The sequence below is a fragment of the Kitasatospora sp. NPDC059408 genome (assembly GCF_042751525.1).
Taxonomy (GTDB): domain Bacteria; phylum Actinomycetota; class Actinomycetes; order Streptomycetales; family Streptomycetaceae; genus Kitasatospora.
This window is the reverse complement of the sequence record NZ_JBHYWI010000052.1, coordinates 1-26,252: the sequence shown is the minus strand read 5'-3', so window position 1 is coordinate 26,252 and position 26,252 is coordinate 1. Positions and strand designations below refer to the sequence as shown.

The following is a 26,252-nucleotide window of genomic DNA, read 5'->3' as shown; positions in this document are numbered from 1 at the left end:
CGTTGTACGTGACCGAGGACCGCACCCCGGCGGTGGCCGAGAACCCCGAGGCCACCGGCGGCGAGGAGCCGAAGCAGTTCAAGGGCCGCAAGAACGGCCTGTACTCCGAGGTCTCGGACGAGCTGGCCGCCTCGATGAAGTCCGGCTGGGCCGACACCGAGCTGCACGGCCTGACGCCCGTCGCCCAGGCCCCGTACGCCGCCGAGCGGCGCGCCCGGCTCTCGGCCGCGTACCCCGGCGAGCGACTGGTGATCCCGGCCGGCAACCTGAAGGTCCGCGCCAACGACACCGACTACAACTTCCGCGCCGCCAGCGAGTACGTCCACCTCACCGGCGACCAGACCGAGGACGCCATCCTCGTCGCCGAGCCGACCGGCGACGCCGGCCACGAGTTCGGCCTCTACCTGCTGCCCCGCTCCGACCGCGACAACGGCGAGTTCTGGCTCGACGGCTACGGCGAGCTGTGGGTCGGCCGCCGGCACAGCCTCACCGAGCAGGAGCAGCTGCTCGGCCTGCCCGCCCGCGACGTCCGCAAGGCCACCGACGAGCTCGCCGCGCGCGCCAAGGACTCCGCCGCCCCCACCCGGCTCGTCCGCGGCTACGACGAGGGCCTGGAGGGCGCCCTGGGCGAGTTCCTCGACGCCGACAAGGACGCCGAGCTCAAGGAGTTCCTGAGCGGCCTGCGGCTGGTCAAGGACGCCTGGGAGATCGGCGAGCTGCGCGCCGCCTGCGACGCCACCGTCAAGGGCTTCACCGACGTCGTCCGCGAGCTCGGCCAGGCCGTCGCCACCTCCGAGCGCTGGATCGAGGGCACCTTCTGGCGCCGCGCCCGCGTCGAGGGCAACGACGTCGGCTACGGCACCATCGCCGCCGCCGGCCCGCACGCCACCACCCTGCACTGGGTCCGCAACGACGGCGACGTCCGCCCCGGCGAGCTGCTGCTGCTCGACGCCGGCGTGGAGACGCACACCCTCTACACCGCCGACGTCACCCGCACGCTGCCCATCGGCGGCCGTTTCAACGACCTCCAGCGCAAGATCTACGAGGCCGTCCACGACGCCCAGGAGGCCGGCATCGCCGCGGTGCGGCCCGGCGCCCGCTTCCGCGACTTCCACGCCGCCTCGCAGCGCGTCCTCGCCGAGCGCCTGCTCGCGTGGGGCCTGCTCGACGGCTCCGTGTACGACGTCGAGAAGGTCCTGGAGCTGGGCCTCCAGCGCCGCTGGACCCTGCACGGCACCGGCCACATGCTCGGCCTGGACGTCCACGACTGCGCCCACTCGCGCCGCGAGGAGCACGTCGACGCCCTGCTGGTGCCCGGCATGGTCCTCACCGTCGAGCCCGGCCTGTACTTCCAGCAGGACGACCTGACCGTCCCCGAGGAGTACCGCGGCATCGGCGTCCGCATCGAGGACGACATCCTCGTCACCGCCGACGGCAACGAGAACCTCTCCGCCGGCCTCCCCCGCCGCGCCGAGGACGTCGAGGCCTGGATGGCATCGCTCGCCTGACCCGCACGCACGAGGGCCCGGCCTCCCCCTGTCGTTCGGGGAGGCCGGGCCCTCGCGCGCGCTACTTGGCGATCACCTGCAACTGGAGGGTGGTGCCGCCGGAGACGGTGTAGCTCTCAGCCACGGGCGTGGCGAGTCGCGCGGTCAGCGAGAAGGAGCCGGGGGTGTCCTGGGCGGCCAGCTTCAGGCGGTAGTTGACCGTGGTGCTCTGCCCGGGATCCAGGTCCACGGGCAGCCCCGTCTGGAGCGAGGAGTAGGAGTCGAGCATCCGCACGTCCATCGGCTTCCAGTCCGCCCCTTCCTGGCGTTCCAACGTGCCCTGCAACGGCTGCCCGACAGGTGCGGCGTAGGAGTCGTAGAAGACCACGGCCTTCGCACCGGAGACCTTGGCGCTGCCGGTGTTCTTGTAGGTGACCGAGAACTCGACGGGAGTCCCGTCGTTCGGCACCTGCTGGCCGGGCTTGAGACCGCTCACCGAAACGCCGACGCTCTCCGAGTAGGGCGCGACGTGGCCGCTGACGTCCAGGCTGTTGACGATCGTCATCAGCCCCTGCTGGTAGTCGTCCTTGAGCCCGATCGCGGAGACGAACACCTGGTCCTTGGGCAGGGCCCACAGCTGGGCGGTGAAGGACGAGGTTCCGCACGAGTCCTGCCACTGCGACTTCCGGGCCGGACGGCCGGACACCGTGGGCGTCGTCCTGGTCGGGGCGTGGCTGGTGACCTGCTCGCCCGCGGCGGGCACGTGCGGGTTGCCCCAGACCGGGCAGAACGGCTGGTGGGCCCAGCCGCCGGCGCGGTCGAGGTCGGAGGTCGACGGCCAGCTCATCGAGTCCGTGTCGAAGACCGTCACGTCCACTCCGTAGGGCTGGCAATCCCGGCTGGTGGCGTCCTGCGGAGCCCCCGGGCTCAGCAGGCAGAGGTGGTAGCTGGCCGGGTCGTCGGAAGCGATCCGCCAGCCCGCCGGGACCTTCAGCTTCACACCGCGGAACGTGTACGGCGTCGCCGGGCCGGTGGTGGCGCCGGTGGCCTTGTTCGTCGGAGTGGGGGACGACGACGGGGTGTCGTCGGCGAGGGCCGCGGCGGTCTCCGGGGCGTCCGGGGTCCCGGTGTCGGTCGGGGTGGCCGTCTCGGACGGGGTGGCCGTGGGGCTGGGGGTCTCGGTGGGCGTCGCCGCGGGGGTCGGGCTGGGGGAGGCCGACACCGTGGCGGCCGGCGGCGCGTGGTCGTGGTCGGCCACGGGGTTCCCGTGCAGCGTGACCACGCCGACCGCCATCGCGGCGGCCAGGCCGAGCGGGACGGCGACGGCGTAGACCGGCCGTAGTCTGCGGATCCGGCGATTGGGCGGGGCCGCGGGGCGCAGGTCGTGCGCGGTGATCAGGGACGTGCGGGCGGACATCGCCTCGCGCAGCAGCCGTTCCGTCGGGGTCTCGGCCGGCCCGTCGCCGTCGCCGCCGATCCGGCGGGGGAACTTGTCGGTCATCGAACCTTCTCCAGGTGCTTTTCGAGAGCGTCCAGGGCCCGGCTGGCGGTGGACTTCACGGCGCCCCGGGACAGGCCCAGGGTGTCGGCTATCTGCGCCTCCGACATGTCCGACCAGTAGCGCAGCACCAGCACCTCGCGCTGGCGGGGGGTCAGTTCCTGCAGGGCGACCAGCACGCGCCGGTGCTCGTCGTTGAGCACCGCGTGCTCCTCGGCCGACGGGGCGTCGGTCTCGTGCGGCGGCACGTACTCACGGGCCGTCTTGCGGCGGCGCAGCATCGAGCGGGCGCCGTTGACGACCGCCGTGCGCAGGTAGCCGAGCGCGTTGTCGAGGTCGTCCAGTTCCTCGCCGTGGCGCTGGTAGAGCTGGGTGAAGGCCTCCTGGACCACGTCCTCGGCGAGGTCCTGGTGGTCGACCAGCAGGACGGCCATCCGGACCAGCCCGAGCCGGTGGGCGTGGTAGAGGTCGGTCAGGGTCGGCCGGTCCTCGGTACGGCCGCGTCCCCCGCGCAGCAGCCGGAAACCGGAGCGCCGCTGCACCGCCTGGTGCTCGGTGGTGGGGACGGCGACGGGCTCGCCGGCCTCCTGGGCACCGAACAGCAGGGCGGCCACTCCGCGGACGGAGAAACCACGCTTCCACGCCGGCGCGATGATCGGCCCGATGGCCATGGACATCTGCGTCTTCCGCTTTCCCCCGGGACGGTTTCCGGGCGTACCGGAACCGTCTGCTCACCTGATCTTGATCGAGATCGGCAAGATCCTCCCAGCCGCCACCGGCCTGGTGTTCTCCGCCCCCGTACCAATGGACGTGCGGGGGCGGTGGAGGTTGCAGGTGAGTTCCGAAAAATCCCGGCGCGGCCCGACGGACTAAACTCACCGACGTTCCACCACCCTTGAGCAGGGGGTTCGCATGACCCAGCACGACAACCCGCCGCAGGGCAGCACGTCGCAGGCCGCCGGGAGGACCGCGCCCGGGCCGGTCGCGGTCGCCATCGGGCGCCGGCCGGAGCCGGTGCACGACGTCGCGGTGTACGCGTTCGACGGCATGGCGCCGTTCGAACTCGGTGTGGCGGTCGAGGTGTTCGGGCTCGCCCGGCCGGAGCTGAGCGGCCTGCTGGCGGCGCCCTGGTACGGCCTGAAGGTGTGTGCGGACCGGCCCGGGACGGCGCTCGACGCGGTCGGCGGGTTCGCGATGGTCGCCCGGCACGGGCTCGACGAGCTGGCGGCCGCGGACACCGTGATCGTCCCCGGGGTGCCGAACGCCTTCGGCGGGGTGGTGTCGCCGGGCCTGGTCGCGGCGCTGCGCACGGCGCACGAGCGCGGCGCCCGGATCGTCTCGATCTGCTCGGGCGCCTTCGCCCTGGCCGCCGCCGGCCTGCTCGACGGCCGCAAGGCGACCACGCACTGGCGCTACGCCGAGCTGCTCCAGCAGCGGTACCCGTCGGTGGAGGTCGACCCGGACGTGCTGTACGTCGACAACGGGGACGTCCTGACGAGCGCGGGCAGCGCCGCCGGGATCGACCTGTGCCTGCACCTGGTGCGCCGGGACCACGGCGCGAAGGTGGCCAACACCGTGGCCCGCCGGTTCGTCGTGCCCCCGCACCGGGACGGCGGGCAGGCCCAGTTCATCGAGGCGGCGATCCTGCCGGTCGACGAGGAGGACGACGGGATCGCGCGCAGCATGCAGTACGCGATGGACCACCTGGCGTCGCCGCTGACCGTCTCGGCGCTGGCCGGGGCCGCCCGGATGTCCGACCGCTCGTACCTGCGGCACTTCACCGCCCGCAACGGGACCAGCCCGATGCGCTGGGTCGTCACCCAGCGCATCGCGGCCAGCCTGCCGCTCCTGGAGTCCCCTGAGGGGACGGTCGAGGAGATCGCCGCCGCGGTCGGCTTCGAGAGCGCGGCGACGTTCCGCCACCACTTCGGCCGGGTGATGCGCACCTCGCCGACGGCCTACCGGCGGGGGTTCGGCCGCGGGGTGGCCTGAGCCTCCGGCTCAGCCCTCGGCTCGGCCTCCCGGCTCAGCCCTCGTGCCGGGCCGCGTTGGCCAGGATCGCGTCGTGCAGCCACTGCGCGAGGCCGGGCGCGATCTTCTCGTAGGTGTCGGTCCACCGCGGGTCCCCGACGTACAGGCCGGCCAGGCCGCGGTGGATGGTGAAGGTGCAGTCGTAGAAGTTCTGGCAGATGTGCTGCCGGTGCTCCTCGGCGAGGTCCATGGCGAGGGTGCCGTCGGCGGGCTCGCCGGCCGCCACCGCCGCGGCCAGGCGGCCGTTGAGGGCGGTCATCTCGGCCTGGATGCGCTCCCAGTCGGCCTTGCCGTAGGCGCCGGTGCGGCGCTGCGACTCGGCCCAGGCCTCGGTGTCGCCCCAGCGCTGCTCGGCCTCCTGCTCCCACTCCTCCTTGTAGTCCTCGCCGAAGATCTCGAACTTCTCCTCGGGGGTCAGCTGAACGCCCATTCTCCGTGCCTCCATGGCGTGTTCGACGGCCGTGGCGAGTTCCTGGAGGTGCTTGATCCGGTCGGTCAGCAGGCTGTGCTGCCGCCGGAGGTGCTCACTCGGGCTGACCGAGTCGTCGTCCAGGATCGCCGCGATCTCTTCCAGGGGGAACCCGAGTTCGCGGTAGAACAGGATCTGCTGCAGCCGGTCGAGGTCGGCGTCCACGTACCGGCGGTAGCCGGCCCGGGTGCGGCCCGCGGGGGACAGCAGTCCGATCTCGTCGTAGTGGTGCAGGGTCCGGACGGTCACCTTGGCGATCCTCGCCACGGCGCCGACCGAGTAGCCGTCACTGTTCATGCGGGGTGTTCCTCCCTTCGTGCTGACTCGACACTCGTCTCTCACGTCGCGTGAGGGTCAAGCCGGAAGGGCCGTCGGGTTCCGCGCGGGTGCCCGGCGGGGACGTCAGTGCCCGGCGCCGACCAGGACGCGCTCGCGCCGACGGCCGAGCCGGCCGCGTCCGGAGCCGTGGCCGTGGCCCTGGCCCTGGTCGTCCGCCGACGGCCGCGGGCGGCGCGTCTGCTGGGTGGGCCAGAGCAGCACGTACGCCGTCGAGACCACGACGAAGGCGAGCCGGACGAACCCGCGCGCCGGATCGGACGGCAGGAGCAGCGTGCCGCCGTACAGCGAGGCCAACGCGATCCAGCTCCACCAGGGCACCAGGCGCTTCTGCCCGACCGCGTCCCACAGCAGGGTGCCGAGCAGGATCGAGGCCGTGTAGTACGTGTACACGCTGGGGTCGAGCAGGACGCGGGCGTTCGCGCCGAGCAGCACGACGGCCGGCCAGCGGCCGCGCCAGACCGCGATGCCGCCGAGCCCGAGGCCGAGCGCGAACTGGGTCGGGCGGTCCCACCAGGGGGTGGTCGGGTCGGTCACGCCGAACCAGCGCAGCGAGGAGGCCGGCTGGTTGGGGATGGTGAACTTGGCGGCCGCCATGGTGTCCAGGTTGCCGAGGTAGAACGGCAGCCAGGCGACCGCGACCAGCGCGCAGAACCACAGCGCGGTGCGCAGCCAGGCGGGCCTGGGCAGGGCGAGGACCAGCGGGGCGAAGGCGATCGCCCAGGGCTTGGAGTCCACCGCGAGCGCCAGGAAGATCGCGACCTGGACGGGCTTGCCGCGGGCGAGCGCGTGCGCGGCGAGGGCGGTGAAGAACAGCGCCAGCACGTCGTCGAGGTGTGCGAAGCGGACCGACACCTCGACCCACATCGGGATGAACGCCAGCCCGGCGATCAGCACGCGCTGCTGGAGCCGGCGGTGGTTGGTGCCGGTGCCCAGGTAGTACAGGGCGGCGGTGCGGCCCACCAGGACCAGCATCACCAGGCCGAGCGCGGAGCTCACCGCCTCGGCGATCACCTGGCCCGTGTACGGCGAGAACGGCGCCGTGAGCCTGGCCGCGGCCAGGCTGACCGGGCCGATCTGCAGCTCGGGGTGGTGGGCGTAGAGCGACAGCCCGCCGTCGGGCTGACCGCTGAAGAGCAGTTGCTCGCCCTGGCGCAGGTAGTGCCAGGAGAAGCCGCCCTTGGGCTCGACCAGAAAGAACCAGAGCACCGTCCAGGCGACCAGCAGGACGTGGTGTCTGCGTACCAGCAGGCCCGCGATGCGTCCCGTGCCGGACTCGTAGTCGGTAGTGGTCCGTGCCGTGCGTGCTCCCCGCACCTGTCCCTCTCCCCGCCGGTTCCGCCCCCCTCCGGCCGGACATCCTATGTGACGGAGGAGTACCTTCCGCGCCGCCCGGGTGTCCGTCGGACGGACGGACGGGCGGCGCGGTGGCACTCAGGCGGTGATCCCCCGAGGTCAGCCGCCGCCCGGCGCCTGGATCCGGCGCCGGGAGCGGCTGCGCGGTCAGCCCTGCTGGGCCGACTTGCGGCGGCGCAGCACCACGAGGGTGCCGATGCCGGCCACCAGGACGGCGCCGCCGGCGCCGGCGATGGCGGTGGTGTCGTCACCGCCACCGGTGGTTGCGAGGGCCTTGTCCGCGTTGTCGGCGGCGGCCTTGGCCTTGGTGACGGCGGCCGGGACGATCTTCGGCGGGGTGATCTTCGGGACGCTCACCGGGAAGTCGATCGGCTCCGGGGCACCGGTGCTGCTGCCGGACGGGGCCGGGGCGGCGGTCGAGGCGGAGGCGGACGGCGACGCGGACGGCGAACCGGTGGCCGGAGCCGGGGTGGTCGGAGCCGGGGTGGTCGGCTGCGTGGTGGGCGTGCCGGTCGGCGTCGCGGTGGCCGTGGTGCTCGGCGTGGCGGTGGCCGTCGGCGTGTGGCTGGTCGTGGGCGAGCCGGTCGGGGTGGGCGTGTGGGTCGGCGTGTGGGTGCCCGTCGGCGACGTGGTGGTCGTCGGGGTCGGCTTGCCGGTGGGGGTCGGGGCCGCCTTCTTGATGGTGAAGCCGGCGCCGCGGATGCCCTCGCAGCTGAACCCGCCGTTGTCGGTCGGCAGGTGGCTGTCGTCGTCGAGCGCGGCGGCGAACACCACCGGGACGACGCCGGCCTTGCCGAGCGGGGCGTCCCCGGTGAAGGAGACCCGGACCTTGATCGTCAGGTTCTTGCCGTGGTTCACGACCAGCAGGGCGTCGTCGGAGGGGTTCCCGTCGCCGTCGACCTGGCCGAGCAGGATCAGGGCGGCGGAGTCGTCGCCGTCGCCGCCGCCGGGCGCGACCGCGCCGGTCTGCCAGCCCTCGCCGGGCAGCTGGTACTCGACCTTGAAGTCCTTGGCCTTGAGCGAGCCGGCCTTGTTCTTGAACTTCAGGAACGGGTAGAAGACGTCGTCGTGCTTGGACGAGTTGTCGATCTTGTAGCTGAACTCGCGGGCGTCGCCGCCGGCGATGAAGGTGTCCGGCACGCCCTGGAGCGAGAGACCGAGGAGCTGCGCCGCCGTCTTCTCGGCCGACGCGGCGGCGGACGGGGCGTCGGTGGCACCGACGGCCATGGCGCCCTGGGCACCGGCCAGCACCATCGAGGACGCGAGCGCGGCGGCGCCGGCGAGGGCAAGAGTGCGACGTATCGACAAGGGAGACCTCACGGGAGAGTCCGGGCACGCCCGGAGGCGCGGTGGGGCGCGGCGGAGCGCGCCGCGATCCCCCCGCGAAGCTTGAAAGTCCGACGGAGACTACCGAACGATCCAGCCACTTCGGAAGGCAGGTGTCACGCTCCGTCCCGTACGACACACGGAGCTTGCCCGAATCGTCCAACTCCGTCACCGGACAAGGCTTTTGTCTTTTACCAAAAGCACACCCGGCGTGACGGGTACACGCCTGGAGGACGGTACCGCACGGCCCTCCGTGGCGTGAATCCATCGGTCGGGCGCTCAGGCCCGACCGGGTGCGGAGCTCACTGCGAGAAGAAGGACTTCGCGGCGACCAGCGCCCGCTCGTCGCGCAGCACGTCCCCCGGCCGGGTGCCGTTGCCGAGCAGCGCGCCGCCCCAGCGCATGCCCATGTAGTCGGCGGTCAGCCGCAGCGCGCCGATCAGCGGGTCGGCCTTGTCGTCCTCGGTGGCCAGGGCGGTGACCGACCAGATGGTGCCGCCCGCCAGACTCGTGCGGAACACCTTGTCGGGCAGCCGGAGCCAGGACGACCAGTGGTCGAGGTAGAGCTTCGCGCTGGTGGGCAGCGAGTACCAGTACAGCGGCGCGACGAAGACCAGGTCGGTGGCCTCCAACGTGGCGTCCAGCAGCGTCCGTTCGTGTCCGTTCGGCTCGGGGAAGGAGCCGTCCCCGGCGTGCCGGAGGTCCTCGAACGGCGGGAGCGGGTGGTCGTCCAGGCGCAGCCAGCGCTGTTCGGCGCCGGGCGGCAGGCTCGCCCCGGCGGCCAGGCGGGCGAGCTGCTCGGAGTTCCCGTCGGCGCGCGAACTGGCGACGAGGAAGAGGAATCTGCGCGGCGGCTCGGCGCCCGCGTGCTGGTCGTCCATCGGTGGCCCCCGTTGCCTCGGTACCGCCCGGTCGGCGCGGTCCGTCGAAGTGGTGCGGAAGTGGTGCGTTCGCAGGCGCCAGCGCGCGGGCCGGGCCGGTTATTCCGGGGGCGTCCGCTCCGGTTCCGCCGGCGGGACGGGCCGGTCGGCCCACAGCCGGACCGGTTCGCGCAGGACGGGGTGCCACCGCGGGCCGAGATCGGCGAGGCCGATCCGCTCGACGACCGCGCGGGAGGAGGCGTTGTGGTCGTGCACCCAGGCCACCACCGGCCGGTCCGGCGCGTGCCGGTGGGCGGCGTCGACGGCGGCGCGGGTCAGCTCGGTGGCGTAGCCGCGGCCCCAGTACACCGGGTCGAGGCGGTAGTAGAGGTTCCAGAAGCCGGTGGAGGTCTGGAGCGAGGCGCCGCCGACGCCGACCACCGGGCCGCCGGCGCCCGGACGGGCCGTCCAGTAGCCCATGCCGTCGGACTCCCAGACGTCGACGGCCCGTCCGATCCAGGCGCGGGTGGTGCCCTCGTCGAGGTGCCGGCCCTCGGGGGCGTGCCGCCAGGTGCGGGGGTCGTGGTTGATGGCGTGCAGCGGCGCGAGGTCGGCCGGGCCGACGGCGCGCAGTTCCAGCCGTTCGGTGCGGACCAGCCAGGGGGCTGCGGAGCGGTCGTCGGCGCTGCGGGTGGACGTCACGCGCGGATCGTAGGCGGGCGCGGCACGGCCCCGCACGTGCTTATCGGCCGGCGGCGCAGGTGGCGACGGGACCTCGGTCGGGCAGGCCGGCGCGGCGGCGGGCGACGGCCGCGACGGCGGCCCAGTCCTTGTCGCCGTCCCCGTGCGCGAGCGCGTCGAGGAAGGCGTCCCGCAGGACGCTGCCGAACGGGAGGGGCACGGTCGCGGCGGCCCCGGCGTCGAGCGCGAGGCCGACGTCCTTGAGGCCCAGCGGCAGCCGGAACCCGGCCGGCTCGTAGCGCCGCTCGGCCACCATCGCGCCGTACCCGCCGTAGACCGGCCCGGGGAAGAGGGTGTCGGTGATGAGTTCGACGAGGTCGGTCGGCCGGACGCCGTGGGCCTCGGCCAGGGCGCACGCCTCGGCCATCGACTCGATCGCGCAGGCCAGCAGGAAGTTGACACTGATCTTGGTGGTGTTGGCCTGGCCCGGACGGTCCCCGAAGTGCCAGGTCCGCTGCCCCATCGCGGCGAACAGCGGCTCGGCGCGCGCCAGCAGCGCGGGATCGCCCGCGGCGAGGATGTTCAGCTGTCCTGCGGCGGCGACCGGGGGCCGGCCGAGGACGGGCGCGGCGACGTAGCCGATGCCGTGCCCGGCGTGCGCGGCCTCGGCCCGCTCGGCGAGGGTGAGCGAGACGGTCGCCATGTTGACGTGCAGGGTCGCCCGCGCGCCCGACAGCAGGGCGGGGTCGAGCAGCAGCCGCTCGACCGCCTGGTCGTTGGCGAGCATGGAGACCACCGTGTCGGCCGCGAACACCTCGGCGAGCGTCTCCGCCGCCTCCGCGCCCTCGGCGACCATGGCGGCCACCGGCTCGGGGGAACGGTTCCAGACCCGGACGGCGTGGCCGGCCCGCAGCAGGCTGCCCGCCATGCCCCGGCCCATCGCACCCAGCCCCACGAAGCCGACCGTCGTCCCGGTCATCGCGCACTCCCAATCGCCGTCGCCCCGGCCGCGCGCCCGCGCCGCCGCACCCCGGCCGACTGTACGTCAGCCGAGCTCAGGCGCAGGCGCGCTCCGGCAGCCGCACCGCCCGGCCGCGCTCCAGCTGGGTGAGCACCCGGTGGCGCAGCAGCTCGTACTGGGCCTGGAGCCGGCCGTGCCGGGCCGGGCGGGAGACCGGGCGGCCGGGGCCGACCAGTTCGTCCGGCCCGAACTGCTCGCGGGTGAGGTCGATCTCGACGCCGGGGGCGAAGCGGTTCCACCAGTGGAGGTCCGTCCGGACCCCGCCGGCGTACACCTCGCCCATCATCAGCTCGCCGCCGATCAGGTCGTGCAGCACCATCGCGGTGACGCCGCACTGGCCGCGGGCGGGATTGTCGGGACGCCAGTGGGCCAGGTCCTCGGGCGCACAGGTGTCGACACCCCAGGAGGAGCGGATCGCACGTTCGATGTCGTTGAGGGTCCACGCCGTCATACCGGGAAGCCTGCCACGCCCCACCGACAGTGGCACCGGCTTTTGACCGGTCCGCGCCCTGTACTGCAAGGACCCTCCCGATCTTCACCCGAACGAGGGGAAACGGAAACCCGCCCGCCCGGGTGCGCCGGGCGGGCGGGCGGTGCGTCAGGGGTGCTTCCCCGTCCGCGGTGCCCAGGGCCGCGTCACTTCGCGAGTGCGGCGACCCCCGCCTGCGCGAACTGCTCGTCCAGGTCGCCGCTGGGCGCGCCCGCGACGCCGATCGCCGCGACCGGGGCGCCCTTGGCCTGCACCGGGGCGCCGCCGGCCAGGAACAGCGTGCCCGGGATGTCCTTGAGGTTCGGGGCCTGCGCCAGCCGCTTGGCCAGCTCCGAGGTCGGCGCGTTCCAGGAGACCGCGGTGTAGGCCTTGCGCACGGCCGACTCCGGCGACTGCGGGCCGGCCGCGTCGCCCTTGAGCAGGACCCGGGTGACGCCGTCCCGGTCGACGACCGCGACCGAGACGTGCTGGCCGGCCTTGGCCGCCGCGTCCAGGGCGGCCTGCGCGGCGCGGGTGGCGGCGTCGACGGTCAGACCCGTGCTCTGGGCCAGGTTCCTGTTCTGGGTGTCGACCTTCACCGCGGCCGGCGCGGCGGCCGGGGTCTCGCTCGTGTCGGCGCTGGCCGAGACGGCGCCGACGGTGGCGGCGAGCGCGGCGGCGGCGAGGGTACCGGTGAGGACTCGGGTGCGCACGGAGATCTTCTTCATCGGGGTCCAGCTCCTCGGGGACTACGGGATCGGGCTGTCGGGGATCCGCGGGTTCGGGGGGAGCCGCGGGTTCGGGTGGGGGCCGCCGGGCGGCGGGGGGACCCGTCCGGCGGCCGTGCTTCGATCCTCCGGCCGGAGCGGGGCCGGCCACATCGGCGGTCCGGCGCGGGCGCGCGGGCGGGTCGGCCGACACCGGGGTCAACCGATCGGCTGATGCGGGACCGGGCCGGACGGGTCACCATCGAGGGATCGGCGCAGGTCAGCGCGCCCCCGTGACCACCGACCAGGAGCCTCCCGTGCCGCACCCCCGCGCCGCAGACGACGCCGTCGTCGCCGAAGGCGCCGAGGGCGCCGAGGGCGCCGAGGGCGCCGACGCGCTCGCGGGTGCGGACGCGCTCGGGAGCACCGCCGGCGACCCGGACGCGGGCCGGCTCGCGCTGCTGCTCGACTCCGCCTTCCTCCTGCTGCTCGTCGCCTCGCTCAGCCGCTACCTCACCCACCACGCCGGCAGCCCGCGGATCCCGTGGGTCGTCGGCCTGAGCGCCGCCCTGGCCGCCGCCCAGCCGGCCGGCTCCTGGCTCGCGCACCGCCGCCCGCCCGCACCGGGCCGGCGCCGGCTCCGGCCGTTCGCGACGGTGGTCGCCCTCTGGGTGGTGCTGGTGCTGCTCGCGCCGAGCTTCGCGTGGTGCGCCGTCCCGCTGGTCTACACCGCCCTGCGCACGCTCCCCGCGCGGGCGGCGATCCCGCTGGTGGCGGCGCTCACCCTGCTGGTCGTGATCGCCGAGATCCGGCTGCCCGGCGGCGCCGACGCGACGCTCGTCCTGCTGCCGCCCGCCGTGGCGGCGCTCGCCACCGGCGTCTTCCTCTTCATGGCGCGGCAGGCCGCCCGGCAGCACGCGCTGATCGCCGACCTGGTCCGCACCCGGCGCGAACTCGCCGCCACCGAACGGCGGGAGGGCACGCTGGCGGAGCGCGAGCGGCTGGCGATGGAGATCCACGACACCCTCGCCCAGGGCCTGTCCAGCCAGCAGATGCTGCTCCAGGCCGCCGACCGCACCTGGGACACCGACCCGACGACCGCCCGCGCCCACGTGCGCACCGCCGCCGACGTCGCCGCCCGGAACCTCGCCGAGGCCCGCCGCTTCGTCCACGACCTCGCACCCGCCGAACTCGCCGACGGCCGCCCGCTGGACGAGGCGCTGCGCGCGCTGGCCGCGCGCGAGTCCGCCGAGAGCGGCCTGCCGGTCCGCTTCCACCTGGACGGCGCGCCCGTCCCGCTGCCGGCCGCCGTCCAGTCCGCGCTGCTGCGGATCGCCCAGGGCGCGCTGGCCAACGTCCGGGAGCACGCCGGGGCTTCGACGGCGGCGATCACGCTGTCCTTCCTCGGCGACCAGGCCGTGCTGGACGTCGCCGACGACGGCCGGGGCCTCGACCGCGGCCGGGGCCCCGACGGCGCCGGCGAAGGACCTGCGGGCGGGGCCGGCCGCGGGTACGGGCTGCCGGCGATGCGCGCGCGGCTGCGGCAGCTCGGTGGCACGCTGACGGTCGAGAGCGCCCCCGGCGAGGGCACCGTCGTCTCCGCCTCGATCCCCCTGGAGCAGCAGCCATGACCACGACTCCCGTCCGGCTGCTGGTCTGCGACGACCACGCGGTGGTCCGGGCCGGCCTGCTCGCGCTGCTCGCGAGCGCGGGCGACTTCGAGGTGGTCGGCGAGGCGAGCACCGGGGAGGAGGCGGTCGCGCTGGCCGCCCGGCTGGCGCCGCAGGTCGTGCTGATGGACCTCCAGCTCGGGGACGGCATCGACGGCGTGGAGGCCACCCGCCGGATCACCGCCGCGCCCGGCGGTCCGCACGTGCTGGTGCTGACCACGTACGACACGGACGCCGACATCAGCCGCGCGATCGCCGCCGGGGCCACCGGCTACCTGCTGAAGGCCGAACGGCCGGAGGAGCTGTTCGCCGCCGTCCACGCCGCCGCGCGGGGGAGGACGGTGCTGTCGCCGCCGGTGGCGACCCGGGTGATGGCGCAGATGCGGGCGCCCGCGCCGCAGCTGACCGAGCGCGAGCAGGACATCCTGGAGCAGCTGGCGCAGGGGCTCGGCAACCGGGAGATCGCCCGCGCGCTGTTCATCAGCGAGGCCACCGTGAAGACCCACCTGGGCCGCATCTACGACAAGCTCGGCGTCGACACCCGGTCCGGCGCGGTGGCCGTCGCCAAGGAGCGCAGGCTGCTGCGCTGAGCGCTCGTCCGGTGCCGCTCCGTACTGTCGAAGTGCTCGGAATGTCGGATTCCAGACCGGCGCACGCTCTCCCCCGCACCCCGCACGCGCCCCCGACGGACCGTCGCGCGCCCTGATGCGCCCACAAATACCTGGTGGCGCGGCGTCCACGACCCTGTCACGATTGTGGATGTTTCGTGGATCCCGCTATTGACAAACCAACCACGCGGTTTGTTAGCTTGGGTCCAACGACGTCCCTGGGGGAAGGGGCTCGCCGGGGTCCGTGCGGACCGCCCTCGCCGGAGGGCACCGCCAGGGGGGCCGGCGAGCGGCCGGGGGGTCGGGGGGAGCGGCAGTGCCGAAGCCGCGCGACGAGGGTGGCGCGGAGCGTGTCCGGGGGGGCTCGCTCCGCGCCTCCTCTGCCCACTGATCTGCGCACCGATCTGCGCACCGAGGCCCCGCCCGACGCGGGACCCCGCGTCACGCCATCGCGCTCCAGTGGGAACAGCAGACGTACGGCAGCGGCGCGCGGCCGCACCCACCCGCGGCCTGCGTGCGCGACGGGTGCTCCGGACGGTCCGCCCCCGGTGAGCTCGCGATCAGCCCTGCCTCACCCAAGTCGCCGAACTCCAGCACCAGTTGATAGCCATCCCGGGTCGTCGCGGCCACCCGCGGCAGCTCCCGGCCGACACCGAGCGCGGTGATCGTCCAGCCGCGCCGCCGCCAGTGGCCCTCGACCACGCCGGCCAGCACCGCGCGCCGCGCCTCCGACACGATGGTGAGGACGTCCCGTCCGCGCGTGACGTACCAGTGCGGACCGTCGCCGGACCAGGGCGGCGGCAGCCGGACGCCGGACCGGGGCGGCGCGCTCTGCCAGACGGGCATCGGCCGGATCGCGTCGAGCGTGTCCTGGAGCAGCGTCTCGCATCTCGCGGCGGCGACGAGTTGATCGACCGTCGCCTCCCCCAGCGGCCAGGCGGCCGGCTCCTCCGGCCCGAAGCAGGGGCGGCCCACCGGGCATCCGAGGTTCAGGTCGGCACGACCTGGCAGCACTGGGTTCTCCGTACTCCTCCCGGTGTTCAACCCGGGCAGGGATTCCGTCTCTCCTTCGACGGCGCGCGTACGCGATCGGTTCCGGCACCGCCGACGTCGGCGGCTTCTCGCTCGGCGCCGTCGTCGCCACCGCGGCCGCCGCACTGCGCCCGGATCAGGTCCGCCGGCTGGTCGCCACCGCCGGGTGGATCAGCAGCGAGCAGGACGAGTACCTGCGCCTGTCCTTCGCCACCTGGCTGTCGCTCGCCGGCGACCCCGTCGCCTTCGGCCGCTACGCCACCCTCACCGCCTTCAGCCGGGGCTTCCCCAACCGGATCGGCCGAGCTGCCGTCGAGGCCAACACCGCCTACATGCAGCCGACTTCGGGCACGTTGCGGCACATCGCCCTCGACCTCGCGCTGGACCTCGGCCCGCTGCTCCCCCGGGTCCAGGCACCGGCTCTGGTCATCGGCTGCACCCAGGACGCCACCGTGCCGGTGGAGAACACCCGCCGGCTGCACGCCGCCCTCCCCGGCAGCGCGTACGCCGAGTTCGACACCGGGCACATCGTCCTGGCCGAGGAGACCGAGGCGTACACCAGGACCGTCCGCGACTTCCTCGACGGCTGAGCGGGAATCCCGACCGGCTGCCCCCGCGGAACCGGCACGCCCGACCGGCGACCGACCGGCGACCGACCGGGACCGAGCGGGCCCGACCGGCGACCGGCCCGCCCCGCGCCGGAGAGAGCACACCGCGGCCCGCCTGGCAAGAGCCACGGCAGAACGTCCGATTCCCGCACACGGCACCGAAATCCGAATTGACTCGACATCAGCTCGCGAGAGGAGATGGGCTTGTCCGTCGCCGCTCCGCACGAGAGCGCGACACGTCATGCAAGGAGACGACGATGCGCATACTCCTCACCGGCCCGGCCGCGGCCGGCCACCTCTTCCCGATGGTGCCCACCGCCCAGGCCCTGCGCGCCGCCGGGCACGACATCCTGTTCGCCGTCTCCCGGCCGCTGGACCAGATCCGCAGCGCCGGCTTCCCGCTCGCCGAGATCGGCGACGGCCGCGACATGCGCGACCTGTTCTCGGAGGCCAACGACGGCCAGCTCAGCTACAGCGGCCACGGCCTCGACCAGGACGGGATCCTGGACATGGCCGCCCGCGCCTTCGCCTACGTCGCCCGTCCCACCGTCGACGGCCTCCTCGACGTCGCCTCCGACTGGGGCGCCGACCTGCTCGTGCACGCCGCGTTCCAGCCCGCGGCCCCGCTGGTGGCGGCCAAGCTCGGGATCCCGTCGGTCCTGCACAACTACGGCATCCCGACCGGCCGCGACATGGTCGAGCGCCTCGCCGGCCACTTCACCGACCTCTACGAGAAGCACGGCGTGGCCGGTCCCGCCACGCCCACCTCGCTCAGCATCGGCCCGCTCGGCGGCGACCCGGACGGCCTGCGGATGCGCTACGTGCCGTACAACGGCGGCGGCCTCGTCCCGGGCGAGTTCCTGGCCCCGGCCGAGCGTCCGCGGGTCCTGATCACCCTGGGCACCGTGGTCACCCAGATGGACGGCGTCAGCGCCGTCTCCCGCCTGATCGAGGCGGCCTCCGCGGTCGACGCCGACTTCCTGCTCGCCGTCGACGGCGCCGACATCGCCCCGCTCGGCACCCTGCCCGGCAACGTCCGCGCCCTGCCCTGGGTGCCGCTCGCCGACCTGGTCCGCCACTGCGACGGCGTGATCCAGCACGGCGGCGCGGGCACCACGGGCACCACCCTCTCGGCCGGTGTCCCGCAGCTGCTGCTCCCCCAGGGCGCCGACAACTTCATGGTCGCCGACGCGCTCGTCGCCGCCGGCATCGCCCTGCGCTCCACCTCGGAGACCGTCGACACCGACGTCCTGAACCGCCTCCTGACCGACACCGACCTCCGCGCCGCCGCCGCCCGCGTCCGCGCCGAGAACGACGCCCTCCCCACCCCCGCCGCCATGGTCCCCACCCTGGAGGCCCTGGCCGCCGCCCGCTGAACCGCCCCGGCACCCGGCAGCCGCAGGCCACCCGGCCTGCGGCTTTCCGCGTTGCGGCGCGGGCACGCGCCGCCGCCCCGCCCGACGGACGCCGCTCCTGCCGGCACGCCGTGCGCTCCGGACAACTGCTCCGGCAGTGTTACCGGTTCTGCCGGTCGCGACGGTCCCGTGGGCGGTGCCCGGCGCAAGCGCAGGTGGGCAGCGGTGCGGTCGGCGGCGGCCGGACGCCCGGGGGCTCCCGCTCCTCTGGCCGGGCTGGAGGAGTGCGCCCAGGCGAGGTCCGTACGGTGGTCGAACCGCAAGGCCGTTCCCCGTGCCGACCCACCAGAGGAGCGTCGCATGAGCCGGTTCGACCAGCTCGCGTACACCGAGGCGGTGCGCCAGGTCCAGGAGGAGATGGGCAGCGCCACCGCCGCCGACCGCCGGCTGCGGCGCCCGGCCGAGGAGGCCGAGCCGCTCACCGGCTCCGAGGCCTCGTTCATCCGCAGCCTCGACGGCTTCCTGTTCGCCAGCGTGGGCCAGACCGGCTGGCCGTACATCCAGTTCCGGGGCGGCCCGACCGGGTTCGTGCACGTGCTGGACGAGCACACGCTCGGCTACCTCGGCGTCCGGGGCAACCGGCAGTACATCACCACCGGCAACCTGCGGGGCGACGACCGGGTCGCGCTCTTCTTCATCGACCACGCGCGCCGGGCACGCCTCAAGCTGTTCGGCCGCGCCGCCGCCGTGCCGATCGGCGACGACCCCGGGCTCGTCGAGCGCCTGAGCGAGCCGCGCACCGAGGGCGCGGTCGAACACGTCGTCACCATCCGGGTCGAGGCGTTCGCCTGGAACTGCCCCAACCACATCACGCCCCGGTTCAGTCAGCGCGAGGTCTCCGACGCCCTGGCGCCGATCCACGAGCGCCTCGCGCAGTTGGAGCAGGAGAACGCCGCCCTGCGCGCCGAGCTCGCCGCGGGGAAGCCGCAGTAGGACGGGAGCGGCCCCAGGGAGCGGCCCCGGGTGCCCGGTGTTCCGGTGACGCACCCGGCTGTCCGCTGACCTAATTCGGCAGCCGGTTCCGGGCGTTGAGAAAGGTCTGCACCAATCCCTAGCCTCGAATCGTCCAAGAACACCGAGGCGAACGGAGACATCGCCCATGGTCAGCGATGTGATCGACCGGAACGGCCGGCTCCAGGAAATCACGGACCGCCTCACCGGCCACGACGGGCAACCCGCCCTCGCCACCCCCGGACCCGTCCGCGACGCCGCCAGGGCCACCGCCGGCGCCGCCGATCCGTCGTGAACCGGCCCCGCATCGGCGTCGACCTCGTGCCGCTCACCCGGATCCACGAACTCCTGCCGGTGCTCAGGCGGTTCCTCTCCACCGACGAGCTGACCGCCTCCCGGACCCCGGACGGCGCGCCCGACCCCTCCGGGATCGCCGGACGGCTGGCCGCCAAGGAGGCCGTCTTCAAGCTGTTCGGCACCGTCGGCCGGCCCGTGCCCTGGCAGGGCATCGAGATCCTGCGCGGCCCCGGCGGCCGCCCCGAGGTCCGGCTGGCCGGCTCGGCCGCCGAACTCGCCGCCGACGCCGGGCTCGGCCCGATCGACATCAGCATCAGCCACGACGGCGGCTTCGCCATCGCCGTCGCGGCCACCACCGCTCCCTGAGCGGGCCCACCACCGTCCGCGCCCTTCGAAGGGAACCGCCATGAGCGCCACCGGCACCGGCACCGCCACCGGCATCGACAAGGTCCGCGACTGGATCCTCGGCCGCCACCCCGGCCGCACCGAACTCGCCCCCGACGTCAACATCATCGAGAGCCGCCTGGTCGACTCGCTCGCCTTCGTCGAGCTCGTCTACACCATCGAGGACGCGGCCGGCATCGAGATCGACTTCGACACCATCGACATCGAGGACTTCCAGTCCCTCGCCACCATCCAGAAGGCGTTCTTCGCCTGAGCCCGAGGAGGGACCACCCATGCACGCCGTTTCCTACACCGCCCAGTGGATGGCCGCCGCCCGCGCCCAGGAGTCCGAACGCGAGGACGCCCTCTTCACCGACCCCCTCGCCCGCGACCTCGCCGCCCCCAAGGGCTTCGAACTGATCGAGCGTTATGTCGGAGGCGGTGTCCTGCCGTTCATCTCGATCAGGACCCGCTACCTGGACGACGCCATCCGCGACATCCTCGCCGAGGGCGGCATCCGGCAGGTCGTCCTCATCGCCGCCGGCATGGACACCCGCGCCTTCCGTCTCGGCTGGCCCGACGGCACCGAGCTCTACGAGGTCGACCACGGTCCCCTCATCACCGAGAAGCGCCGCCGCCTCGACGCCCTCGGCGCCGAACCCCGCACCGACCGCCGCGAGGTCTCCGCCGACCTCACCCAGGACTGGCTGCCCACCCTCGAAGCCGCCGGCTTCGACCGCACCCGCCCCACCCTGTGGATCGCCGAGGGGCTGACCTTCTTCCTCACCGAGGACCAGGTCTCCGGCCTGCTCACCCTGCTCGCCTCGGCCTCCGCCCCCGGCAGCCGCCTCGCGTTCGACATGCTCGGCCGGGCCCAGCTGCGCAGCCCGTTCGCCAAGACCTTCCTCGACGCCCTGGCCGCCGACGGCACCCCGTGGGTCTTCGGGACCGACGAGCCCGAGGAGTTCCTGAGCGCCAACGGCTGGAAGGCCGTCGACGTCAGCGAGCCCGGCCAGCCCGGCGCCGGCGAGGGCCGCTGGCCCTACGACGTCCAGCCGCGCGACCGCCGCGGCGCCAACCGGCTCTGGCTCGTCCGCGCCGAGATCGCGGCCGCGTGATGAGCGAGCGGACGGCGGAGCGCCGGATCACGCTGGAACGGATCGAGTCGTACGCGCCCGAGCGCAGCGTGCGGATCGAGGAGCTCGGGGAGCACCTCGGTCTGCGCCGCGGTGATCTGGGGGTGTTCCGCAAGTTCTACGGTCTCGACCGGCTGCGGTACGACCCGCAGCTGCCGCTGCTGGACCTGTTGCGGCCGGCGGCGCGCGCGGCACTGGCCGCCCTGCCCGACGACGGACACGTCGACTACCTCGCCTACGCCCACGTCACCCAGGCCGTCGCCCCGGCCGACACCGACATGGCCCAGGTCGTGCGCGACGACCTCGGACTCACCGGCGCCGAGGCCTTCGGACTGAGCCACCAGGCCTGCGTCAGCAGCCTCGGCGCGATCGAGATCCTCGGCAACCTGCTGCGCGCCGAAGGCCGCGAAGGCGCCCACGCCCTCATGGTCACCGGTGAACAGGCCTACTCCCCCATCGTGCAACTGGTCCCCAACACGGCGATCATGGCCGACGCCGCGGCCTCCTGCCTGCTCACCCTGGACGGCGACGGCGACATCGTCCGCTCCTTCACCACCCGCACCCTCGGCGAGTACGCCCGCTGGCTTGAGCTCACCCCCGAGCAGAGCACCGAGTACGGCGAGCAGTACGCCGCCAGGATCGCCGAGGTCATCCACCAGGCGCTGGCGGAAGCCGGGTTGACCTTCGACGACGTCGACCTCGTCATCCCCCACAACGTCAACAAGCTCGCCTGGCGCCAGACCGTCAAGGAACTCGGCATCGACCAGGACAAGGTCTTCCTCGACAACGTCCCCGTCTACAGCCACACCTTCGCCGCCGACGTCTTCCTCAACTACACCACCCTGCGCGACACCGGCCGGCTCACCGACGGCGCGCACTACCTCCTGGTCTCCGTCGGCCTCGGCGCCACCTTCGGCGCCATGGTCATCACCCACCGCACCCCGGGAGGCAGCCGGTGAACCGTCAGGACGTGCTGATCACCATCGAGAAGGCGCTGAGCGAGGTCCTGGAGCGACCGATCACCGGGCTGACCGAGGACACCGCGCTCTTCGACGACCTGCGGCTCGACTCCTCGTCCGTCCTCGGGCTGCTGATGACCGTCGAGGAGGCCACCGGGATCGCGGTGGACCCGGACGACCTCGACATCGACCACCTGCGCACCATGCGCTCGTTCGCCGACTACGTCGAGGCCGCGCTGCGGCGGGAAGAGGGGACCTCATGACCGCGCTGGCCCTGCGCGCAGCCACCGCCGTACGCGCCCCGGCCGGTCCCGGCCCGGGCGAGGACGACCCCGCCCTGCTCGCCTACTTCACCGACCTCCTCGCCCCCTTCGGGCAGAAACCCGACCAGGACCTCCACCGCGGCGGCGCCCACCTCCACCACCGGGACCTCGTCGACCTCCTCCTGGCCGCCGACGAGGCCGTCGCGGCCGCCCGGCCCGACCTCGCGATCGTCACCCACGCCCTGCCCGACCTCGCCCCCTTCACCGCCACCGCCCCCTACCTCACCGCCCGGCTCGGCGGCCGGGCCACCAACTTCGCCCTCACCGAACAGGGCCTCGCCGCGCCCTTCACGGCCCTGCGCATCGCCGCCGCCTACCAGGAGGCCGGCCGGGCCACCGAGGTCGCCGTCGCCGTCCTCGAACAGACCACCCTGCCCACGCCCCACCCCCTGACGCCGCTGGTCGACTCCGCCGCGCTCCTGGTCCTCCGCGCGGACGCCGGCCCCGGCCCGCGGTTCGCCGGCGCCCACGCCGCCGACCACGCCGGCCCGGCCCTGGCCGCCCGACTCGGCGGTCCGGACGCGGACGGCACCCTCCTCGTCCTCGGCCCCCACGTCACCGACGACATCCCCGACCACCCCGCCGTCCACCGCGCCGAACCCGGCAGCTACTGCACCGGCGTCTGGCTCGAACTCGCCCGCCACTGGCAGGACTGGCAGCACGCCCACCACCGCGTCGTCCTCTGCGACACCGACCCCCGCACCGGCCGCACCCACCTGGCCGTGTTCGCCGACGGCGAGGAGTGACCCGGGTCCACCCGCACCCGCCCGGCGCCGCCACCCGTGGAGGGCCCGGCTCCGGCAGACAACGGACGAGGCAACCGAAGGGACGGCAGGAACAGGATGACCACGGTCAACGAGCAGAGCATCAGGCTGGATTCCGCACGAGCCGGGACGGGCCCGGCCACCTGGGGGCAGCGGGCGATCTGGGGGGTCGTCACCCGGCTCGGCGAGGACGCCCCCCGGTACAACCTGCCCACCGAGCTCCCCGTCACCCCGCCCCGCCCCGCCACCCGCGTCCTCGCGGACCTGACGGAGCTGCTCCACCTCCACGACAGCCTGCACACCAGGCTGCTGCCGGCCGGTGAGGACGGGCTGGAGCAGGTCGTGGACGGCAGCGGCGAACTCCCCGTCGAGGTCCGGCGGTGCGCCGCGGCCGAGGCGCCGGAGGCCGGTGCCGCGCTGCTCGAGGAGCTGGCCGGACGCCCCTTCGACCACACCCGGGAATGGCCGCTGAGGGTCGGCCTCGTCGAGTGCGAGGGGCTGGTCCACCGGCTGGTCCTGACCGGTTCGCACGCCGGCATGGACTACTGGGGCCTCGTCCGGCTGCTGCGCGACCTCCGGTCGATCGAGGCGGGCGAGTCGGCCGAGTCGCTGCGCCGGTCCCGCCCCGCCCTCCAGCCGCTGGACGCCGCGGCGGTCCAGGCCTCGCCGCTCGGCCGCCGCCGGGACGAGGCCGCCCGCCGCTACTGGTGCGAGCAACTGGCCGCCGGCCCCCGGCGGATCTTCCGGGAGCCCGCCGCGCCGGAGCTCGCCGCCGATCCGGACCGGCTGTTCCCCAACGCGCTGCTGCGCTCGCCCGCGCTGGCCGTGGCCGTCGAGCGGGTGGCCGAGCACCTGGAGGTGAGCGACGCCGCGGTGCTGCTGGGCGCGGCCTCGCACCAGCTGGCCCGGATGTCCGGCAGCGACGACGTGCTGTTCCAGGTGGTCGTGGGCAACCGCTTCCAGCCGGCCGCCACCGCGGCGGTCAGCACGGTGGCGCAGGAGGCGCTGTTCCGGCTCCCGGACGCGGGCCGGGACTTCGTGGACGCGGTACGGCGGACGCGGTCCGTCTCGTTCAGCGCGTTCCGGCACGCCGCGTACGACAAGTGGGCGCTGGAGCGGGAGGTGGCACGACTGGTCGAACGGGGGGAGGCGGCCGACCACTCGTACTGGTGGAACGACACCCGGGACCCGGGCAGCGGGCCGTTCGACACCGTCGAGCGGCCGGAGGACGCGCTGGGCGAGCTGGCCGGCCGCACCGAGCTGAGCTGGCCGACGGACTTCCCGGCCCGGGTGAACGTCTCGATGGCGGTGGACGTGCTGACCGCCCCGGGCGCCCTGGACCTCGCGATGACGGCCGACCCGGCGGTGCTCGGCCGCGCCGGGATGGAGCAGTTCCTCCGGGGCGTCGAGCAGTTGATCGTCGCCGAGGCGCTCGCGCTGGGGGACGAGTGAGCGCGCGCTACGCGGGAATCGCCTGGACGGGCGCGGGCTACGAGGTCGAGGTGCTCGACGGCGCCGGCCGCCGGGCGACCGGGCCGAGCCGCTGGGGAGCTGCGGCCGTCACCGAACTCATCTCCCTGATACGGGATTTGAGCTCGGACGACGAACCGGTGGCCGTGGTGCTCGACAGCACCAACGGACTGCTCGACGGCCCGATGACGGCGGCCGGCCTGGAGGTGTACCGCGCGGACCCCTGGGTGCTGCCGCCCCGGCCGCGGTTCGGCTCCGTCCCGGCCGCACGCCTGGCGGAGCAGGCCAGGACCGCGCCCGGCACGCTGGCACGGGTGACCGCCGAGGGCGGCAGCCTGACCGGCCGGGCCGACGAGTTCCACGAGGTCGTCCGGCGCAGCGAGCCCACCCGGGCCGCCCTGGTGGCCGCCGGCCGCTGGTTCGAGCACGGCCCGCGGGACGTCCCGCGGGTCGCGCTCACCTTCGACGACGGCCCCGACCCGGTGCACACCCGGCGGGTGCTGGAGATCCTGGACCGCTACGGGGTGCGGGCGACGTTCTTCTGCGTCGGCCACCACGCCGCGGCGCTGCCCGACGAGGTGCGCCGGATCGCCGACGCCGGCCACGAGGTCGGCAACCACTCCTGGTCCCACCCCTTCCTGGCCGATCTGACGGCGGACCAGTTGCGCGAGCAGCTCGACCGCACGGCGGAGGCGGTGGCCCGGGCCACCGGCACGGCCCCGACCCGGTTCCGCCCGCCGTACGGCGCGCTGAGCCCCGAGGTGCCGGCCGTCCTGGAGGACCACCCGGCCACCCTGACCATGTTCGACGTGGACTCCCGCGACTGGACGCGGCCGGGGCCGGAGCGCATCGCGGCGACCGTCCTGGAGTCCGCCGGCCCCGGATCGGTGGTGCTGATGCACGAGGGCGCCGGCGACCGCGGCCAGACCGTCCAGGCCCTCCCGTCGATCGTCGAGGGCCTGCTCGACCGCGGCCTGGAACCGGTCACCGTCGGGGAGCTCGACCCGCCGCCCGTCACCCGACCCTGAACACCACGATCCACCAGCGGAGGACTGAACAGTCATGGAAGAACGCTTGACCGAACACGCCCCCGCGGCCGCGTCCGCGCGGGTGGAGGACCGGCCCGCCGAGGCGCCGGCGAGCACCGAACCGGCGATCTGGTCCCGTAACTTCCGGTACTACTTCACCGCCCGCAGCGCGGGCCTGCTCAGCTGGGCGATGCTCCCGGTCGCCGTCTCGGCCGGCCTGCTCAGCGGCGGCTACGGCCTGAACGCCGCCGGCTACTCGATGGCCTTCCTGGTGGGCCCGTTCGCCGGCCTGGTGCTGTTCGGCGGCGTCCTCGCCGACCGGTTCACCGCCCGCCGCATGATGATCGCCGCCGACCTGACGAACCTCGTCGCCCACGTGCTGCTCGCCTTCCTGTTCATCCACGGCATCGACCACCTGTGGCAGCTGTACACCCTGCTCGTGGTGGCCGGCACGGCCAACGCCATGTTCCAGCCCGGCGCTTCCTCGACCGTCCCCCTCGTCTCCCGCGACGTCCAGGGCGCCAACGGCGTCCTGCGCACCTCCGAGGCGCTCACCGGCCTCGGCGGCCCGGCCCTGGCCGGCGCCATGGTCGGCCTCGGCGCCACCGGCTGGGTGATGGTGATCTCCGCCCTCGCCTACGGGACCAGCGCGGTCTGTCTGCTCACCCTGCGCCTCGGCGTGGTGCCCGCCCCGCCGGCCGGCGAGAGCCTGTGGCACAACCTGGCCGTCGGCTGGCGGGAGTTCCGCTCCCGCAGCTGGCTGTGGGGCGTCATCGTCATCTGGATGGTCTTCGCGGTGCTCTCCTGGGGTCCGCAGCTGTCCGTCGCCGCCGGCGTCATCGTCCCCGAGCACGGCGCCACCGCCTTCGGCCTGATCAACTGCGCCCTCGGTGCGGGCACCGTGGCGGGCGGCCTGCTCGCGATCCGCTACAAGCCCGAACGCCCCCTGGCCGCCGGCGCGGTGGCAATGCTCGCCTACCCGCTCTACCCGCTCGGCATCGTCCTGGACTGGCCCGTCTGGCTGCTCGCCGCCGCCCAGTTCGCGGTCGGCGTCGGCATCGGCGTGTGGGGCGTCATGTGGGCCACCAGCGTCCAGACCCAGGTCCCCGGCGAGGTCCTCAACCGCGTCCACGCCTACGAGGTCGCCGGCTCCGTCGGCATGTACCCCATCGGCAGCGCCCTCGCCGGCCCCGCCGTCGGCGCCTTCGGCACCGACCGGGTCCTCCAGGTCGGCGTCGTGGTGGCCCTCTGCACCGCCGCCGCCCTCTTCCTCACCCGCCCCATCCGCAACCTGCGCCGAGTCCCCACCCAGGCCTGACTCCGCCGGAACAACCCCCGCCGGCGGCAAAGTCCCAGGTCGCCGACC

28 protein-coding genes are annotated in these 26,252 nt (G+C 74.2%); 17 read left to right on the top strand and 11 right to left on the bottom strand.

Translation table 11 applies throughout. The features are described from left to right. Positions 1-8: 8 nt before the first annotated feature. Positions 9-1,508, top strand: coding sequence for an aminopeptidase P family protein (locus ACFXDE_RS29255; RefSeq protein ID WP_380497680.1), 1,500 nt, complete (start codon positions 9-11; stop codon positions 1,506-1,508). Between the two features lie 61 nt (positions 1,509-1,569). Here the strand turns inward: ACFXDE_RS29255 and ACFXDE_RS29250 are convergent, their stop codons facing one another. Together ACFXDE_RS29250 and ACFXDE_RS29245 are read right to left on the bottom strand one after the other, a co-directional pair. Beyond that, a complete protein-coding gene (locus tag ACFXDE_RS29250) occupies positions 1,570-2,988 on the bottom strand; it encodes a hypothetical protein (RefSeq protein WP_380497679.1) in 1,419 nt (472 codons plus the stop codon). Next, entirely contained in the window at positions 2,985-3,662 is a 678-nt protein-coding gene (locus ACFXDE_RS29245) for an RNA polymerase sigma factor (RefSeq protein ID WP_380442778.1), read from the bottom strand. The genes ACFXDE_RS29250 and ACFXDE_RS29245 overlap by 4 nt, the downstream gene beginning before the upstream one ends. 235 nt (positions 3,663-3,897) lie before the next feature. Between ACFXDE_RS29245 and ACFXDE_RS29240 the strand changes: the two genes are divergently transcribed. Further along, positions 3,898-4,977 (top strand): helix-turn-helix domain-containing protein, encoded by a 1,080-nt coding sequence (locus ACFXDE_RS29240; RefSeq protein WP_380497678.1) that lies wholly within the window; start codon positions 3,898-3,900, stop codon positions 4,975-4,977. Positions 4,978-5,011: 34 nt separating this feature from the next. On the opposite strand, the gene ACFXDE_RS29235 is transcribed toward ACFXDE_RS29240, so the two are convergent. From ACFXDE_RS29235 to ACFXDE_RS29200, 8 genes are all read right to left on the bottom strand, one after another. Further along, complete coding sequence (locus ACFXDE_RS29235; RefSeq protein WP_380497677.1) at positions 5,012-5,782, bottom strand: MerR family transcriptional regulator; 771 nt, start codon at positions 5,780-5,782, stop codon at positions 5,012-5,014. A gap of 105 nt (positions 5,783-5,887) precedes the next feature. After that, a complete protein-coding gene (locus ACFXDE_RS29230) occupies positions 5,888-7,138 on the bottom strand; it encodes a hypothetical protein (RefSeq protein ID WP_380497676.1) in 1,251 nt (416 codons plus the stop codon). 186 nt (positions 7,139-7,324) lie between these two features. Beyond that, entirely contained in the window at positions 7,325-8,485 is a 1,161-nt protein-coding gene (locus ACFXDE_RS29225) for an LPXTG cell wall anchor domain-containing protein (RefSeq protein ID WP_380497675.1), read from the bottom strand. Between the two features lie 320 nt (positions 8,486-8,805). Further along, complete coding sequence (locus tag ACFXDE_RS29220; protein WP_380497674.1) at positions 8,806-9,384, bottom strand: flavodoxin family protein; 579 nt, start codon at positions 9,382-9,384, stop codon at positions 8,806-8,808. A 99-nt stretch (positions 9,385-9,483) separates the two neighbouring features. Next, positions 9,484-10,065 carry a GNAT family N-acetyltransferase gene (locus tag ACFXDE_RS29215; protein WP_380497673.1) on the bottom strand — a complete coding sequence of 194 codons (582 nt, stop codon included), beginning with the start codon at positions 10,063-10,065 and terminating at the stop codon, positions 9,484-9,486. A 40-nt stretch (positions 10,066-10,105) separates the two neighbouring features. Beyond that, entirely contained in the window at positions 10,106-11,023 is a 918-nt protein-coding gene (locus ACFXDE_RS29210; RefSeq protein ID WP_380497671.1) for an NAD(P)-dependent oxidoreductase, read from the bottom strand. A 76-nt stretch (positions 11,024-11,099) separates the two neighbouring features. Next, complete coding sequence (locus ACFXDE_RS29205; protein WP_329927198.1) at positions 11,100-11,516, bottom strand: hypothetical protein; 417 nt, start codon at positions 11,514-11,516, stop codon at positions 11,100-11,102. Between the two features lie 185 nt (positions 11,517-11,701). Further along, on the bottom strand, positions 11,702-12,262 hold the full coding sequence (locus tag ACFXDE_RS29200) for a heme-binding protein (protein ID WP_380442763.1): 561 nt from the start codon (positions 12,260-12,262) through the stop codon (positions 11,702-11,704). Between the two features lie 296 nt (positions 12,263-12,558). Between ACFXDE_RS29200 and ACFXDE_RS29195 the strand changes: the two genes are divergently transcribed. Further along, positions 12,559-13,872, top strand: coding sequence for a sensor histidine kinase (locus tag ACFXDE_RS29195; RefSeq protein ID WP_380497670.1), 1,314 nt, complete (start codon positions 12,559-12,561; stop codon positions 13,870-13,872). Continuing rightward, positions 13,869-14,501: a response regulator gene (locus ACFXDE_RS29190; RefSeq protein WP_380497669.1), complete on the top strand. Its 633-nt coding sequence runs from the start codon at positions 13,869-13,871 to the stop codon at positions 14,499-14,501. The genes ACFXDE_RS29195 and ACFXDE_RS29190 overlap by 4 nt, the downstream gene beginning before the upstream one ends. A 459-nt stretch (positions 14,502-14,960) precedes the next feature. On the opposite strand, the gene ACFXDE_RS29185 is transcribed toward ACFXDE_RS29190, so the two are convergent. Then, entirely contained in the window at positions 14,961-15,533 is a 573-nt protein-coding gene (locus ACFXDE_RS29185; protein WP_380497668.1) for a hypothetical protein, read from the bottom strand. Here ACFXDE_RS29185 and ACFXDE_RS29180 point away from each other — a divergent pair. The 13 genes from ACFXDE_RS29180 to ACFXDE_RS29120 all read left to right on the top strand — a co-directional run bounded on the left by ACFXDE_RS29180 (position 15,500) and on the right by ACFXDE_RS29120 (position 26,204). Further along, on the top strand, positions 15,500-16,141 hold the full coding sequence (locus ACFXDE_RS29180; protein ID WP_380497715.1) for an alpha/beta fold hydrolase: 642 nt from the start codon (positions 15,500-15,502) through the stop codon (positions 16,139-16,141). The two genes, ACFXDE_RS29185 and ACFXDE_RS29180, sit on opposite strands and share 34 nt — an antisense overlap. A 275-nt stretch (positions 16,142-16,416) precedes the next feature. Then, positions 16,417-17,535 carry a nucleotide disphospho-sugar-binding domain-containing protein gene (locus tag ACFXDE_RS29175; protein ID WP_380497666.1) on the top strand — a complete coding sequence of 373 codons (1,119 nt, stop codon included), beginning with the start codon at positions 16,417-16,419 and terminating at the stop codon, positions 17,533-17,535. Between the two features lie 339 nt (positions 17,536-17,874). Next, positions 17,875-18,507, top strand: a complete 633-nt coding sequence (locus ACFXDE_RS29170; RefSeq protein WP_380497664.1) for a pyridoxamine 5'-phosphate oxidase family protein — start codon at positions 17,875-17,877, stop codon at positions 18,505-18,507. Positions 18,508-18,673: 166 nt separating this feature from the next. Then, entirely contained in the window at positions 18,674-18,820 is a 147-nt protein-coding gene (locus ACFXDE_RS29165) for a hypothetical protein (RefSeq protein ID WP_380442751.1), read from the top strand. Continuing rightward, positions 18,817-19,188, top strand: coding sequence for a holo-ACP synthase (locus ACFXDE_RS29160; protein ID WP_380442749.1), 372 nt, complete (start codon positions 18,817-18,819; stop codon positions 19,186-19,188). Before ACFXDE_RS29165 ends, ACFXDE_RS29160 begins: the two co-directional genes overlap by 4 nt. Positions 19,189-19,228: 40 nt before the next feature. Next, positions 19,229-19,480 (top strand): acyl carrier protein, encoded by a 252-nt coding sequence (locus ACFXDE_RS29155; RefSeq protein WP_380442747.1) that lies wholly within the window; start codon positions 19,229-19,231, stop codon positions 19,478-19,480. Positions 19,481-19,499: 19 nt separating this feature from the next. Then, on the top strand, positions 19,500-20,324 hold the full coding sequence (locus ACFXDE_RS29150; RefSeq protein ID WP_380497663.1) for a class I SAM-dependent methyltransferase: 825 nt from the start codon (positions 19,500-19,502) through the stop codon (positions 20,322-20,324). After that, on the top strand, positions 20,324-21,301 hold the full coding sequence (locus ACFXDE_RS29145) for a 3-oxoacyl-[acyl-carrier-protein] synthase III C-terminal domain-containing protein (protein ID WP_380442742.1): 978 nt from the start codon (positions 20,324-20,326) through the stop codon (positions 21,299-21,301). Before ACFXDE_RS29150 ends, ACFXDE_RS29145 begins: the two co-directional genes overlap by 1 nt. Next, positions 21,298-21,564 (top strand): acyl carrier protein, encoded by a 267-nt coding sequence (locus tag ACFXDE_RS29140; protein ID WP_359970354.1) that lies wholly within the window; start codon positions 21,298-21,300, stop codon positions 21,562-21,564. Before ACFXDE_RS29145 ends, ACFXDE_RS29140 begins: the two co-directional genes overlap by 4 nt. Continuing rightward, positions 21,561-22,370: a hypothetical protein gene (locus ACFXDE_RS29135; protein ID WP_380497662.1), complete on the top strand. Its 810-nt coding sequence runs from the start codon at positions 21,561-21,563 to the stop codon at positions 22,368-22,370. Before ACFXDE_RS29140 ends, ACFXDE_RS29135 begins: the two co-directional genes overlap by 4 nt. Before the next feature lie 96 nt (positions 22,371-22,466). Beyond that, complete coding sequence (locus ACFXDE_RS29130) at positions 22,467-23,840, top strand: condensation domain-containing protein (RefSeq protein ID WP_380497661.1); 1,374 nt, start codon at positions 22,467-22,469, stop codon at positions 23,838-23,840. Then, the gene (locus ACFXDE_RS29125; RefSeq protein WP_380497660.1) at positions 23,837-24,886 is read left to right on the top strand and encodes a polysaccharide deacetylase family protein; all 1,050 of its coding nucleotides are present in this window, start codon (positions 23,837-23,839) and stop codon (positions 24,884-24,886) included. The genes ACFXDE_RS29130 and ACFXDE_RS29125 overlap by 4 nt, the downstream gene beginning before the upstream one ends. A gap of 34 nt (positions 24,887-24,920) precedes the next feature. Further along, positions 24,921-26,204: an MFS transporter gene (locus ACFXDE_RS29120; protein WP_380497659.1), complete on the top strand. Its 1,284-nt coding sequence runs from the start codon at positions 24,921-24,923 to the stop codon at positions 26,202-26,204. Positions 26,205-26,252 lie beyond the last annotated feature (48 nt).